The following is a 13,924-nucleotide window of genomic DNA, read 5'->3' as shown; positions in this document are numbered from 1 at the left end:
GTCGCCAGCCGCGCGGCCGTCCCCCTTCAGACAGGAATCCGACGATGAGCCAGAACGATTTCGCCTTCACGCGCGACAGCCTCTACGGCACGCAGGCCGAGCCGACCTTCGCGGGCGCGACGAGCTTCATGCGCCGGCGTTTCAGCCGCGATCTCGACGGCGTCGATCTCGCGATCACGGGCGTGCCGTTCGATTCCGCCGCATCGCACCGGCCCGGCACGCGCTTCGGCCCGCGCGGGTTGCGGATCGCGTCGACGGGCATCGCGTGGGAGCGCCCGTGGCCGTGGTCGTTCGATCCGTTCGACGTGCTGGCCGCGGTCGACTACGGCGATTGCGCGTTCGATCTCGGGCAGCCCGAATCGGTGCCGGGCGCGATCGAGCGGCATGCCGACGGAATCCTCGCACGCGGCTGCGCGATGCTGACGCTCGGCGGCGATCACTTCATCACGTATCCGCTGCTGAAGGCGCACGCGAAAGTGCACGGGCCGCTGTCGCTCGTGCATTTCGATGCACACACCGACACGTGGCCCGATCACGACGTCAAGCGTATCGATCACGGGACGATGTTCTATCACGCGGCGCGGGAAGGATGGGTCGTGCCCGGACGGTCGGCCCAGGTCGGCATCCGAACGACCAACGACGCGCCGATGGGTTTCGACATCCAGGATGCGCGCCACGTGCATGCGTCGACGCCCGCCGCGATCGCCGCGCGCATTCGCGACCGGGTCGGCGATCACCCCGTGTACCTGACGTTCGACATCGACTGCCTCGATCCGGCGTTCGCGCCGGGTACGGGTACGCCGGTCTCGGGCGGGCTGTCGAGCCATCAGGCGTTCGAGATCCTGCGTCACCTGGAGGGCATCAACCTGGTCGGCATGGACGTGGTCGAAGTGTCGCCGCCGTATGATCATGCGGAAATCACGTCGCTGGCCGGCGCGACGATCGCGCTGGAGCTGATCTGCCTGTATGCGTCGCGCCGGCGCGCCACGGAAAAATCGAACGATGACTGAACTCACCTGGCGCAAGGCCGTTCCCGACGACGCGGCCGCGTGCATCGAGCTGCGCGGCAAGACGCGCGAGAACGCATTCACCGACGCGCAGTTGCGCGACCTCGGCATCACCGTCGAAAGCTGGGGCGACGGCATCCGGGACGGCCTGGTCTCGGGCCGGGTCTGCTGCGCGAACGGGCGCATGGTCGGCTACTGCTTCGGCGACACCGGATCGGGCGAGATCGTCGTGCTCGCGATCCTGCCCAAGTACGAGGGGGCGGGGATCGGCAAGCGGCTGCTGCGGCAGGTGATCGACGCGTTCGCCGCGAACGGCTTCACGTCGCTGTTTCTCGGCTGCTCGACCGATCCGGCGTCGCGCTCGTACGGCTTCTACCGGCATCTGGGCTGGACGCCGACGGGCGCGTTCGACGAAGCCGGCGACGAAATCCTGACGTTTCAGATCGCGCGGCACGCATGACGGCACGCGCCGGAGGCGCGAGGCGCTGCGTCGATTCTTCGATTCTTCGAATCGTAAAACTGTTTCGTCATACCAAGCGATAACGTGACCGCGGCGCCTGCGCTGACCTACGATGGAGACATTGCTTCCACCGTCCACCGAGCCGTGTGCACCCACTACCGCGCTCCCGATGAAGACCCGGGCATCAGCGAACTGAAGATTGGAATCGGCGACCTGTTCCGCCGCGACCCCTGGGCACCCGACGTGTATCCCGACTACGCGGCGCCGGTCGCGCGCGCCGACGGCGACGGCCTCGAGGTCGTCGCGGCCGTGTTCGGTTTCTGGCCGAAATTCATGCAGCCCGAGCGCATCGACGAGCACGGTCGAAAAAGAAAGAAACTCGATACGGTGAACGCGCGGGCGGAAACGGTCGGCGCGTCGCGGCTCTACGGCACCGCGTGGCGCAACGGCCAGCGCTGCCTGATTCCGGTGCGCTGGATCGTCGAGCCCTGTTATGAAACCGGTCGCAACGTGTGGCACCGGATCGGCGTCGCCGGCTGGCAACCGTGCTGCGTCGCCGGCATCTGGCGGCGCTACGAAGGCGCCGACGGCCGCGAACGCGTGGGCATGGCGATGCTCACGGTCAACGCCGACGCGCACCCGCTGTTCGCGCGGATGCATCGGCCCGGCGAAGAGAAGCGGGGCGTCGTGATCCTGCGCCGCGACGATTACGACGAGTGGCTGCACGTGCGCGACATCGAGGCAGCCCGGCGCATGCTGAACCTGCTCCCCGCCGACGACATGACGGCCGAACCCGATCAGGCATCGCCCGCGCGCACCTGAGCTTTCATTATTCCGACGTCCTGCTTTCGACCAAACCGGCCGAACGTGTGCCGATTATTCGGACGATTTCGAAAATCGGCCGATACCGGGTAATCACCGATATCTCGCAAGTTGTATATACAAGATCATCCGCTGGCAATGTCGGCACGCGTCGTGCCGCTTGCGCGCCAGCGCGCAAACCGTGCGTGCGTGGCGCATGCCGGCGATCCACGGCGCCCCGCACCCGCAGAGCCGAAAGGGCGGCTCGCAGCTTCCCGTCTTGTTCGAACCATTTGTGATCCTGAGTATTTTGGAGATTTGCCCGTGTCAACGAATCCCAGTGGAAAAGCCGGCGGCCTGATCGAAGTCCGTTCGATCGACTTCATTCCCGACGCCGAGCGCCACGGCGGCCTGCTGAGCCAGTTCACCCTGTGGTTGTCGGCCAACCTGCAGATCACGGCCATCGTCACGGGCGCGCTCGCCGTCGTGCTCGGCGGCGACGTGTTCTGGTCGCTGGTCGCGCTGCTGCTCGGCCAGCTCGTCGGCGGCGCGGTGATGGCGCTGCACGGCGTGCAGGGGCCGCAGCTCGGCTTGCCGCAGATGATCTCGAGCCGCGTGCAGTTCGGCGTCTATGGCGCGATGATCCCGATCGTGCTCGTGTGCCTGATGTACATCGGCTTTTCCGCGAGCGGCTCGGTCCTGGCCGGGCAGGCCGTCGCGCAGCTGCTGCACGTCGACGACGCGGCCGGCATCCTGCTGTTCGCCGCCGTGATCGTCGTGCTGACCGTGTTCGGTTATCGCGCGATCCATGCCGTCGGCCGGGTCGCGAGCGTGATCGGCATCGCCGCGTTCGTCTACATGTTCACGCAGCTGTTTGCGAACCACGACATCGGCGCGCTGCTCGCGAACCGGCATTTCTCCCTCGCGAGCTTCCTGCTGTCGATGTCGCTGTCCGCGTCGTGGCAGATCGCGTTCGGTCCGTACGTCGCCGACTACTCGCGTTACCTGCCGCGCTCGACGTCGTCGGTCGCGACGTTTCTCGCGGTCGGCCTGGGCTCGGTGATCGGCGCGCAGGCGGCGATGGTGTTCGGCGTGTTCGCGGCCGCACTGGCCGGCAGCCAGTTCGCACACCATGAGGTGGCGTATATCGTCGGCCTCGGCTCGACCGGCGCCGTGGCCGCACTGCTGTACTTCAGCATCGCGTTCGGCAAGGTGACGGTGACGGCGCTCAACGCATACGGCAGCTTCATGTCGATGGCGACGATCGTCAGCGGCTTCCGCGGCAAGGGCGCCGTGTCGTCGAAGAGCCGCCTTGTGTACATCTTCGGGATGATCTGCGTATCCACGCTCATCGCGCTCGCGGGCCGCCATTCGTTCCTGAAGGAATTCACCGCGTTCATCCTGTTCCTGCTCGCGTTCTTCACGCCGTGGAGCGCGATCAACCTGGTCGATTACTACTGCTTCACGCGCTCGCGCTACGACGTGCCGGCGCTGTCCGATCCGGACGGCCGCTATGGCCGCTGGAACGTGATGGCGATCACGATCTACGTGGTCGGCATCCTCGTGCAGTTGCCGTTCATGTCGACGCACATCTACACGGGCCCGCTCGTCGATGCGCTCGGCGGCACCGACATCTCGTGGATCCTCGGGCTGATCGTGCCGGCCGTGCTGTATTACATCGGTGCGCGCGCGTCGCGGCGCAGCATTCCCGAGCGCCTGATCCTGCCGCTCGAACGCGGCGAAGTTCACCACTGACGACACGTCACGCGCATCGGGCCGGCCGGCTGCCGGCCTGATTGCCGCGCGAGCCGGGCGCTGCCTGCGCCGGGTTCTTCCACACGTTTCCCTTTCGATGATGCCGGTGCGGCGCGGCTGCCGCGCGCGGTGTCGTTTCATTCTCAGGCCATTGAATAGTATGACTAAGAAAATGACAGCCCGCGGCAGCGATTCCCGGGCGCGGATGGTGCACGCCGGTCTTCGCGTGACGGTGGCGGCGGCGTGCGCCGCCGGATCGGGCGCGGCACTCGCGCAGGACGGCGTCACGCTGTACGGCGTCATCGACGAGTTCGCGCAATACGTGAACACGGGCAACGGCTATACGGCGGCGATCGGTTCGGGCGGCCAGTGGGGCAGCCGGTTCGGGCTGAAGGGCGGCGAGGATATCGGCGGCGGGCAGAAGATCGAGTTCGCGCTGGAGAACGGCTTCAACCCGAACGACGGCTCGCTGGCGAGTTCGGGCAGCCTGTTCAACCGGCAGGCGTGGGTCGGCATCGCGGGGCAGTGGGGCAAGGTGCGCGCGGGCCGCCAGAATTCGCCGCTGTTCAACGACCAGGGCGGGCAGGATGCGTTCGGCGGTGTCACGCAGGCGTCCGGCATGGACAACCTGACCGTGTTCGCGTTCCGCACCAGCAATACGCTGTCGTACCAGAGCCCGGAGATCGCCGGTTTCCAGGGCGGGCTGTACTTCGGGTTCGGCGACGCGGGCGGCGTGCGCTCGGCGGGCGCCAGCCAGCAGTTCGACCTGACTTACGAACACGGGCCGTTCAGTGCGTTCGTCGCGGGCCAGTGGCTGAAGAACGCGACGGCGACCACGACCGATCGTACGATCATGGCCGGTGCATCGTACGAGATCGGCAAGGCGACCGTGTACGGCGGTTTTTCCGCGGTGAAGTGGGCCGATCTCGGCATCGATTCGCGCGTGTACGGGCTGTCGGTCAAATACCAGTTCAATCCGGCGAGCTACGTGGCGCTCGGCTACGCGTATCTGCACGACCAGTCGTCGCAAGGCAACAATGCGGACCAGCTCGGGCTGATGTACGAGTACGACCTGTCGAAGCGCACGAGCTTCTACGGCGCGCTGTCGTACCTGCGCAACCGCAACCAGGCCGGCTACACGCTGGCCGGTGCGGCGAACCCCGGCCTGCCGCTCGCGTATCCGGGCGCGAATGCGCGCGGCGTGCAGCTCGGCATCGTGCATCGCTTCTGACGTTGCCGACGCGCCGGGCCGGGTGCGCCCGGCGCTTTCCTCCGGCGCGCTCGCGCCGTTACTTCCCCAGCCGCTCCGCAAGCGAATGGCGCTGCATGCAGCGCTCCATCGCATCGAGAAACGCGTGCTCCGCCGCGTTCATCTTGCGATCGCGATGCCACAGCAGAAACACGTCGACGTCGACGAGCCCTTCGTCGGGCGGCAGCCGCCACAGCCGCTGCTGGGCGATGTCGTCGCGCACGATGTGCTCGGGCAGGCAGCCGATCCCGTAACCCGCGAAGATCAGCCGCCGCACTTCCTCGAGGCTCGGCGACGATGCGACGATGCGCCCCGTGAAGCCCTTCTGGTCGCGAAACACGGTGAGCGGCGACAGGCTGTCGCCGATCTGGTCGCTCGTGAACGACACGAAATTCTCGGCGAGCAGATCGTCCATGCGCAGTTGCGTCTGCCCGAACAGCCCGTGATGGCGGCCGCAGTAGATCGCATAACGCTGGCGCAGGAAGCAGCGCATCTCCAGCTTGTCGTGCGGCGTGCGGCACAGGCCGAGCCCGGCCGTGGCGGTTTTCTGCAGCAGCGAAGAAAGGATGTCCGACGAGCGCATCACCTCGATCTGCAGGTCGATGCGCGGATACGCGCGATGGAATTCCGCGAGGAATTCGTCGTAGACGGGCGACTCGATGCGGCTCACCGTCAGCAGCCGGATCGAGCCGGTCAGGTCGGCCGTGCTGTCGTCGATTTCGGTTTCGAGGCGCGAGATGCCGCCGTAGATGTCGCTCGCGATCCGGTACACGGCTTCGCCCGCCGGCGTCGTCGCGAAGTGCGTGCCGCGCCGCTCGATCAGCTTGCGTTCGAGCGTGTCCTCGAGCCGCCGCAATGCCTGGCTCACGGCCGGCTGCGTCACGTGCAGGCGCGCGGCTGCGCGGCTCACGCTGCGCTCCTGCACGATGACGAGGTAGGTGCGCAACAGGTTCCAGTCGAGACGGTCGTTCAGGAACGGGGCGAGGTCGGGGCGCATCGGGTCTCCGGGCGAGGCGTCGGGTGGATATTAGTTGAATTTATACGGCGAATAATAACTTGAAATTTGACTAATGATTTGCGGTCGCCGATAAAGGAGGGGCGCCGCAGCGTGCGGCGCAAGGCCGCGACAGATGGCCGTCCACGATATTGCGCGTCGCGCCGCAGCGGCGCGCGTCAGGAGCCCGCATGACCCAGTCCCTTCCTTCCGCCCGCCAGCCGGGACGCGCCGCGACGGCCGCGTTCATCGGCACGATGATCGAGTGGTACGACTTCTACATCTACGCCACGGCCGCCGCGCTCGTGTTCGGCGAACTCTACTTCCCGTCGCATGACCGCTTCGTCAGCACGATGGCGTCGTTCGCGACGTTCGCGGTCGGCTTCTTCGCGCGGCCGCTCGGCGGCGTGATCTTCGGGCACCTCGGCGATCGCATCGGCCGCAAGAAAGCGCTGATGACGACGCTGATGATGATGGGCGTCGCGACCGTCTGCGTCGGGCTGCTGCCCGATTATTCGACGGTCGGCCTGCTCGCGCCGGTGCTGCTCGTCGCGCTGCGCGTGGTGCAGGGGATCGCGGTCGGCGGCGAATGGGGCGGCGCGGTGCTGATGGCGGGCGAGCATGCGCCGCAGGGGCGCCGCACGTTCTTCGCGTCGTTCGCGCAGCTCGGCAGCCCGGCCGGGCTGATCCTGTCGCTGATCGCGTTCCGCGCGGTCACGTCGATGGACAAGGCGGACTTCCTCGCGTGGGGCTGGCGCCTGCCGTTTCTCGCGAGTTCGGTGCTGCTCGTGGTCGGCATCCTGATCCGGCTCGGCGTGAACGAGTCGCCGGAATTCGCGCGCGTGAAGGAAACCAACCGCACGGTGAAGCTGCCGGTTGCGGAAGTGTTCCGCTCGGCGTCGGGGCTCGTGTTCCTCTGCATCGGCGCGAACACGATCGGCATCGCGGGCGTCTATTTCACGAACACGTTCATGATCGCGTACACGACGCAGTACGTCGGCGTCTCGCGATCGCTGATCCTCGACAGCCTGTTCGCGGTCGCGATCATCCAGTTCTTCGCGCAGCCGGTCGCCGCGTGGATCGCCGAGCGCATCGGCGGCGCGCGTTTCCTGAAACTCGCGGCGCTGCTCGCGATGCTGTCGCCGTATCCGATGTTCATGCTCGTGCAGGGCGGCACGTCCGCGTCGCTGATTGCCGGCATCGCGCTCGCGGTGGTCTGCATGGCCGGCTTCTATTCGGTGATCGCGGGTTTCGTGAGCGACGTGTTTCCCGCGCACGTGCGCTATTCGGCGATCTCGCTGGCTTACCAGATCTGCGGCGCGATCGCGGGCGGGCTGACGCCGCTCGTCGGCACGTGGCTCGCGCATCGCTTCGCGGGCCAGTGGTGGCCGCTCGCGGTGTTCTACACGTGCCTGGCCGGCGTCTCGCTGCTCTCCATCGTCGCGATCGACGCACGCCGCGCCGCGCGGCCGGCCGCCGCCGAAGCGCTCGGCTCGCAGTGACCCCAACGAACGAATTCATCCGGAGTGCACATGAAAGACCTGCTGGAAATCGACGGCGCCCGCTTGTGGCAGAGCCTGGCGGACATGGCGCGCGTCGGCGCGACGCCTCGCGGCGGCGTGCGGCGCCTGGCGCTCACCGACGATGATCGTCGCGGGCGCGACCTGTTCGCGCAGTGGTGCCGCGACGCGGGGATGACGGTGAGCGTCGATGCGGTCGGCAACCTGTTCGCGCGGCGCGACGGCGTCGATCCGCAGGCCGCGCCGGTGCTGATCGGCAGTCATCTCGACACGCAGCCCGAAGGCGGCCGGTTCGACGGCGTGTATGGCGTGCTCGCCGCGCTCGAGCTCGTGCGCACGCTGAACGACGCAGGCATCGCGACCGGCAAGCCGCTGGAAATCGTGTCGTGGACCAACGAGGAGGGCGCGCGTTTCGCGCCGGCGATGCTCGGCTCGGCCGTGTTCACGGGCGCGTTGCCGCTCGACGATGCGCTCGCGAAGCAGGACGCCGACGGCATCACGCTCGGCACGGCACTGGACGCCTGCGGTTATCGCGGCGCACGCGCGACGGGCGGCGCGGTCGATGCGTACTTCGAAGCGCATATCGAACAGGGCCCGGTGCTGGAGGCCAACGGTACGACGATCGGCATCGTCACGGGCGGGCAGGCGATCCGCTGGCTCGACGTGACGGTGACGGGCGTGGCCGCGCATGCGGGCACGACACCGATGCCGTATCGCAAGGACGCGTATTTCGCGAGCGCGCAGATGGCGCTCGAACTCGAACGGATCGTCGCCGGTCATGCGCCGCGCGGGCTCGCGACGATCGGGCAGGTCGGCATCCGCAACGCATCGCGCAACACCATTGCCGGCGACGTGACGTTCACGGTCGACCTCCGTCATCACGACGATGCGCAAGTCGACGCGATGGAGCGCGAACTGCGCGATGCGTGCGCACGTGTCGCCGCGGCGCGCGGCGTGCAGGTCGCGATCGACACCTGCTGGCGCAGCCCGGCGACGCCGTTCGATCGCGACTGCGTCGAGCTGGTCGCGCAGGCGGCTGCGGCGTTCGGCTATACGAACGAGCGGATCGTCAGCGGCGCCGGGCACGACGCGATCCTGCTCGCGCGCCGCGTTCCGACCGCGATGGTGTTCATCCCGTGCGTCGACGGCCTGTCGCACAACGAAGCCGAGGATGCCCTGCCTGCCGACGTGACGCGCGGCACGAACGTGCTCCTTCATGCGGTGCTCGCGCGCGCCGGTGTCGCGGCGAGCGTTGCCGCGGCGGCCGCCATGCAGGATGCGTGACACCGCGAACCGATCGATCGACCGACAGAACAACCGACGAGGGCAAACGATGAACACCTATTTCCATCCCGAGCAGCTGCTGCACCATCCGCGCAGCTACCTGTCGCGCGGCCGGATGCGCGAGCCGCAGGAAGTGCCCGAGCGCGCGGCGCGGCTCGTCGCGGCCGTCCGGTCGCTCGACTTCGACGTACGCGAGCCGGCCGACCGCGGCACCGCGCCGATCGCGGCCGTGCACGACATGAACTACCTGCGCTTTCTGGAAGAAGCGCACCGCGACTGGAAGCGGATGCCCGACGACTGGGGCGACGAAGTGATGTCGAACGTGTTCGTGCGGGACCCGAACCCGCTGCGCGGCGTGCTCGCGAAGGCCGCGCGCTATCTCGCCGACGGCAGTTGCCCGGTCGGGGCGAACACGTGGCGCGCCGCGTACTGGTCCGCGCAGAGTGCGCTGGCGGCTGCGGCCGACGTCAACGACGGCGCACGCGACGCGTACGCACTCTGCCGGCCGCCCGGCCATCACGCGCGCCGCGACGCGGCCGGCGGCTTCTGCTACTTGAACAATGCGGCGATCGCCGCGCAGTCGCTGCTCGGCCGCCATCGCCGGGTCGCGATCCTCGACACCGACATGCATCACGGGCAGGGCGTGCAGGAGATCTTCTACGGCCGCGACGACGTGCTGTACGTGTCGATCCACGGTGACCCGACCAACTTCTACCCGGTCGTCGCGGGTTACGAGGAAGAGACGGGCGCGGGCGCCGGCGACGGTTTCAACCTCAACCTGCCGATGCCGCACGGCGCGCCCGAGTCGGCGTTCTTCGAGCGGCTCGACGACGCGCTGCGCGCGCTCGCGCGGTTCCAGCCCGATGCGCTCGTGCTCGCGCTCGGCTTCGATATCTACAAGGACGATCCGCAATCGCAGGTTGCCGTCACGACCGACGGTTTCGGCCGGCTCGGCGGGGCCATCGGTGCACTCGGGTTGCCGACGGTGATCGTGCAGGAGGGCGGTTATCACCTCGAAAGCCTCGACGCCAACGCGCGTGCGTTCTTCGGCGGGTTCGCCGGCGCGCGCTGACCGGCGCGGCGGGGCTCGATCGCGTGCGTGCGGATTGAGGTTTTCCGCGCGCATGCCGATAATTCGCGCATCTGCCTGGATGAATGCATGAAGGAGGGCCGCACGATGACAGCCGGCCAGATCACACGCTGTGCGATCGCGCTCGCCGCGCTCGCCGCGCTCGCCGCACTGGGCGCGGGGTCGCTCGCGAGCGCGGCGGAACCGTCGATTCCGCTGCGAGTCAGTCTCGTCATTCCGGAAACCTGCACGATCGACACCGGCGCGCCGCAGGCGGCTGCCGATGCCGGCATGCCGAGCGTCAGCTGCATGCACGGCACGCCGTTCGTGCTCAGCCACGCGGCGCTGCCCGATGCGCGCCCGGCGCCGCGCGGCATCGGCACGGGCGCGCCGTCCGCATGGACCGTCACGTTCTGAACGGCGCGCCCGCCCGTTCATGCCGTTGAACGCTAGAAACTGATCGTCGCGGTGATCGTGTCGCTGTAGCTGCCGGGCGCGGGCGTGGTCTGTGCCGGCACCGCGCCGTACACGGTCACGACCTGCGACGTGCCCGTGCCGACGCCCGTGACCGTCGCGCTGCCGCCCGTGCCGTCGCCCCATCGGATCGAGTGCGCGGCGTCCGTATACAGCCCGTAACCGATCGTCCCGCCGCCACCGCTGCGCTTCATCTGGCGCGCCGTCACGTCGCCGCTGCCGCCGCTGCTCAGCGCGATTTTCCACGCGTCGCCGTTGGTGCATTGCGCGGTGATCGTCCCCGTTGCCGCGAGCGTGCCCGACAGGATGCTCGCGGTGCCGAAGCTCACGTTGGTCGCGTTGATGTTGCAGTTGTTGATGACGTCCGCCGTCGCGCCGAACGGGAAGGTGCCGCTCGACGTCGTCAGCGATGCGCAGGTCGGCGCGACGAGCAGGTAGAACCCGGTGTTGATCGACGTCGTGTTGCCGCCGAACTGCTGCGAATAGGTCGTGGTGCTGTTGCCGGTCGTCGGCACGGTCGGCTGGTTTCCGGTGATCTGTCCGTACACGGTGACCGTCGCGGACGCGCTCGTGCCGAGCGCGGGTTTGGCGAGCGTGACGGACGCCGGTGTCGTGCCGGAATACACGGAGCCCCACGCGACCGAATGTCCGCCGTCGAGATAGAGGTCGTACTGCATCGCGTTCGTGCCGTTGACGAGGCTGCGCGGGCTCGTGCCGCCGAGGTTCAGGCACACGAGCACGTTCGGCACCAGCGAGACGGCCGACCACGTGCAGGTGACGCTGACGGTGCCGGTTGCGGTGACCGGCGCGTTGGAGATCGGGCTGACCGATCCGAAACTGACCGTCGACGCCGTGGCCGTGCAGGACTCGGCCCGCGCGTGATGCGGCACGCCGCACCACGCGGCGAACGCGATGACGAGCAGCAGCGCGAGCCTCATGGCGCCGCCCGGCAGGTGAGGGGCCCGAGGGTCGGCAGCGTGCCGTCGCCGGGCGCGGTGAACGCGAATTCCGTGATGCAGCGCTGCGTGCCGGAGTCGATCACGAGGTGGTTGTCCTCCTTCAGCCCGTCGATGAACGTGAGCCCGTCGTAGCCGACGATCGTATCCGCGCCGCTTTCGGCGTGGTGCACGCGCGCGCCGGCCGGCAGCGGCCGGCCCTCGGCGTCGCGCAGGATCACCGACGCCGCGCGATAGCGCGACACGCCGAAATGCGCGACGACACCCGATTGCGCCTGCGGCACGACCGTCATCGACGTGCGGGCGATCCGCGCATCGGCGGGCAGCTTCATCGAGTCGATCGCGATCTGGTTGTTCTGGTACGCGTTCAGGTCGGGCACGAGCAGGTGCCCCGCGCGGTCGGTCGTGCCGATCACGCGGTTCTCGTGCAGCACCGGAATGCCCGCGACGCCGTCGGTCGACACGAGCGCGAAGCCGTCGTCGATGCGGCGCGACACCTGCAGGCTGCTGTCCATGAACACGAGCGCGCCGCTCACGTCGAGCGACGCGCCGGCCTGGCGGTCGATCTGCTGCGCGGCTGCGATGACTTCGCCCGCGTGGCCGAGATACCGCAGTTGCGCCTGCCGGTAGGGCACCGCGCCCGTGCCGCCCGTCTGCACGCCCCAGCCCCAGCCGCCGCCGTAGTCGGGCGGGCGGCTCGCGTCGACGGTGTAGTTCGACTGGCCGCGCTGGCGGCCGACGGTCGTGTTGATCGACGTGTTGCGGCCGAGCCCGATGTTCAGCGACACGAACGCGCCGTTCGCACCCTGCTGCGCGAAGTCGCGGTACGCGCTCACGCTCAGCGACGCGAGATCGCCGAAGCCCAGCGTGTACGACACCGTGCCGATCCGCGTGCCCGGGCCTTGCGGCATCCGGAAGCCGATATAGCTGAGCGACAGGGTCTGGCGGTGCATGAAGGGCAGCGCGAGCGTCGCCTGGTCGGTCGCCGCCGGCGCCGTCGCACCGTCGCGCGATGCCAGGTCGCCGTAGCGGCCGAACACGCGGATCGTCTGCGCGTTGATCGAGAAGCGCGGCTCGATCAGCTGGTAGCCCACGCTCACCTGCGTGCCCGGAAAGCGGCCGGCGCTGCCCGCGACCGCGCCGCTCACGACGCCCGCGTAGCCGAGCCGCAGCAGCGCGCCGACGCCGGCGTTGAGCACGCCGCCGGTCGCTTCCGCATGCCCCTCGACGGTCAGCACGTCGGTGACGCCGCGCCGCATCGAGCCGCTGGCGGCCGGCCGTGCGTCGTAGTCGAACGACTGCAGCCCGTAGTGGCGGCGCAGGAAGCCGGCTTCGAACGAATAGCTCGACAGCCCGGCGGACAGCATGCGTGTATCGACGTAGAGCGGCACGGAGGTCGCGACGGTGCGGCCGAGCGCGTCGCGCGTGATGACGGTCGCCTGGCCGGCACCCCTGATGCCCGGCACGTCATGGATGAGGAACGGGCCGCTCGGCACGTTGCCGGTGTACTGGCGCACGTTGTTGATGTACAGGTCGACGGCCGACGGGACGGCGGCGGAGCCCGCGAGCGACGGGATCGGGAACGTGACGAGATCGGGGCGCAACGCGAAGTTGCTGCGCCACTGGAAGCCGCCGATGCGCACCGAGCGCGTCCACGCGAGCGACCCCGAGATCGTGTCGCCGATCTGCGTCGTGCCTGGCCGCGCCGGGTCCGAGCGGCTCCATGACGTATCGAAGCGCGTGTAGCGCCGCTGGCCGTTGTAGAAGGTCGCGGCGCCCGTGGTGTCGAACACGCCGCCCGGATCGAAGTAGCGCACGTCGGTGTAGAGCGAGTACTGCCTGTCGCCGATCGTCTGCGCGTACGCCTCGTAGTTGATCGCGACGCCGCGCGACGCGCTGGCCGCCTGCGTGGGCGGCAACGCACGGCTGTCGACCGCGTACGGCCGGCGCAGCGAGTCGGGCATCTGCAGGTCGACGCTCTGGCGTGCCGCGTCGTAGCGGTAGCGCAGGCCGGGAATCGCGTCGAGGTCGACCGTCGCCGCGTCGGCGAGGCCGAGCCGGTCGGTGGCAACGCCGATCGTGCGCAGGTCGGCGCCGCTCGCCGACAGGTGGCCGTCGCGTTCGCGGAAGTGCGCGAGCAGCGTCGTGTTTTCGCCGTTGACGCTGACTTCGAGGATCACGTCGTGCGTGCCGTCGGTCATCACGAGCACCGGGAGTTCGTCAGCGCACACCGGGCCGAATGCGAGCAGGCCGCCGGCCACGACGGCCGCGAGCACGGCGCGCGGCAAGCGGCGCGGTGTTCCGCGTCCGTTGGCCGGGGAAGTGCCGGCGCGTGGCGAAGGGGGCGAGGCCGGG

General features: G+C 68.7%; 12 protein-coding genes. 9 read left to right on the top strand and 3 right to left on the bottom strand.

The features are described 5' to 3' along the window. Positions 1–44: 44 nt before the first annotated feature. From speB to L810_RS17175, 5 genes are all read left to right on the top strand, one after another. Complete coding sequence (gene speB / locus L810_RS17195; RefSeq protein ID WP_021159551.1) at positions 45–1,010, top strand: agmatinase; 966 nt, start codon at positions 45–47, stop codon at positions 1,008–1,010. Next, positions 1,003–1,467 (top strand): GNAT family N-acetyltransferase, encoded by a 465-nt coding sequence (locus tag L810_RS17190; protein ID WP_021159550.1) that lies wholly within the window; start codon positions 1,003–1,005, stop codon positions 1,465–1,467. The genes speB and L810_RS17190 overlap by 8 nt, the downstream gene beginning before the upstream one ends. A 144-nt stretch (positions 1,468–1,611) precedes the next feature. Further along, positions 1,612–2,289 (top strand): SOS response-associated peptidase family protein, encoded by a 678-nt coding sequence (locus L810_RS17185; protein ID WP_021159549.1) that lies wholly within the window; start codon positions 1,612–1,614, stop codon positions 2,287–2,289. 303 nt (positions 2,290–2,592) lie between these two features. Then, a complete protein-coding gene (locus L810_RS17180; protein WP_042975102.1) occupies positions 2,593–4,023 on the top strand; it encodes a purine-cytosine permease family protein in 1,431 nt (476 codons plus the stop codon). Positions 4,024–4,183: 160 nt separating this feature from the next. Further along, positions 4,184–5,254 (top strand): porin, encoded by a 1,071-nt coding sequence (locus L810_RS17175; RefSeq protein ID WP_042975090.1) that lies wholly within the window; start codon positions 4,184–4,186, stop codon positions 5,252–5,254. 58 nt (positions 5,255–5,312) lie between these two features. On the opposite strand, the gene L810_RS17170 is transcribed toward L810_RS17175, so the two are convergent. Beyond that, a complete protein-coding gene (locus L810_RS17170) occupies positions 5,313–6,269 on the bottom strand; it encodes a LysR family transcriptional regulator (RefSeq protein WP_021159545.1) in 957 nt (318 codons plus the stop codon). A gap of 188 nt (positions 6,270–6,457) precedes the next feature. Between L810_RS17170 and L810_RS17165 the strand changes: the two genes are divergently transcribed. From L810_RS17165 to L810_RS17150, 4 genes are all read left to right on the top strand, one after another. Beyond that, positions 6,458–7,768 (top strand): MFS transporter, encoded by a 1,311-nt coding sequence (locus L810_RS17165; RefSeq protein WP_021159544.1) that lies wholly within the window; start codon positions 6,458–6,460, stop codon positions 7,766–7,768. Between the two features lie 30 nt (positions 7,769–7,798). Beyond that, the gene (locus L810_RS17160) at positions 7,799–9,070 is read left to right on the top strand and encodes a Zn-dependent hydrolase (RefSeq protein ID WP_042975089.1); all 1,272 of its coding nucleotides are present in this window, start codon (positions 7,799–7,801) and stop codon (positions 9,068–9,070) included. A gap of 49 nt (positions 9,071–9,119) precedes the next feature. Next, positions 9,120–10,142 carry a histone deacetylase family protein gene (locus L810_RS17155; RefSeq protein ID WP_042975087.1) on the top strand — a complete coding sequence of 341 codons (1,023 nt, stop codon included), beginning with the start codon at positions 9,120–9,122 and terminating at the stop codon, positions 10,140–10,142. An 87-nt stretch (positions 10,143–10,229) separates the two neighbouring features. Further along, positions 10,230–10,556 carry a hypothetical protein gene (locus tag L810_RS17150; RefSeq protein WP_042975086.1) on the top strand — a complete coding sequence of 109 codons (327 nt, stop codon included), beginning with the start codon at positions 10,230–10,232 and terminating at the stop codon, positions 10,554–10,556. A 32-nt stretch (positions 10,557–10,588) separates the two neighbouring features. On the opposite strand, the gene L810_RS17145 is transcribed toward L810_RS17150, so the two are convergent. Together L810_RS17145 and L810_RS17140 are read right to left on the bottom strand one after the other, a co-directional pair. Continuing rightward, complete coding sequence (locus L810_RS17145) at positions 10,589–11,551, bottom strand: Csu type fimbrial protein (RefSeq protein ID WP_021159542.1); 963 nt, start codon at positions 11,549–11,551, stop codon at positions 10,589–10,591. After that, the coding region (locus tag L810_RS17140; protein WP_051392277.1) for a fimbria/pilus outer membrane usher protein at positions 11,548–13,924 on the bottom strand (2,377 nt) is incomplete at its 5' end. The genes L810_RS17140 and L810_RS17145, both read right to left, overlap by 4 nt.

Origin of the sequence: Burkholderia sp. AU4i (assembly GCF_000466765.1) — a bacterium.
Taxonomy (GTDB): Bacteria; Pseudomonadota; Gammaproteobacteria; order Burkholderiales; family Burkholderiaceae; genus Burkholderia; species Burkholderia cepacia.
Note: the sequence above shows the minus strand (reverse complement) of the source record. Positions and strands in the feature narration are given on the sequence as shown.

Coding starts and splice junctions, on each gene's coding strand:
- speB (WP_021159551.1), top strand. CDS start 45: ATGAGCCAGAACGATTTCGCCTTCACGCGCGACAGCCTCTACGGCACG.
- L810_RS17165 (WP_021159544.1), top strand. CDS start 6,458: ATGACCCAGTCCCTTCCTTCCGCCCGCCAGCCGGGACGCGCCGCGACG.
- L810_RS17150 (WP_042975086.1), top strand. CDS start 10,230: ATGAAGGAGGGCCGCACGATGACAGCCGGCCAGATCACACGCTGTGCG.
- L810_RS17160 (WP_042975089.1), top strand. CDS start 7,799: ATGAAAGACCTGCTGGAAATCGACGGCGCCCGCTTGTGGCAGAGCCTG.
- L810_RS17190 (WP_021159550.1), top strand. CDS start 1,003: ATGACTGAACTCACCTGGCGCAAGGCCGTTCCCGACGACGCGGCCGCG.
- L810_RS17145 (WP_021159542.1), bottom strand. CDS start 11,551: ATGAGGCTCGCGCTGCTGCTCGTCATCGCGTTCGCCGCGTGGTGCGGC.
- L810_RS17170 (WP_021159545.1), bottom strand. CDS start 6,269: ATGCGCCCCGACCTCGCCCCGTTCCTGAACGACCGTCTCGACTGGAAC.
- L810_RS17155 (WP_042975087.1), top strand. CDS start 9,120: ATGAACACCTATTTCCATCCCGAGCAGCTGCTGCACCATCCGCGCAGC.
- L810_RS17175 (WP_042975090.1), top strand. CDS start 4,184: ATGACTAAGAAAATGACAGCCCGCGGCAGCGATTCCCGGGCGCGGATG.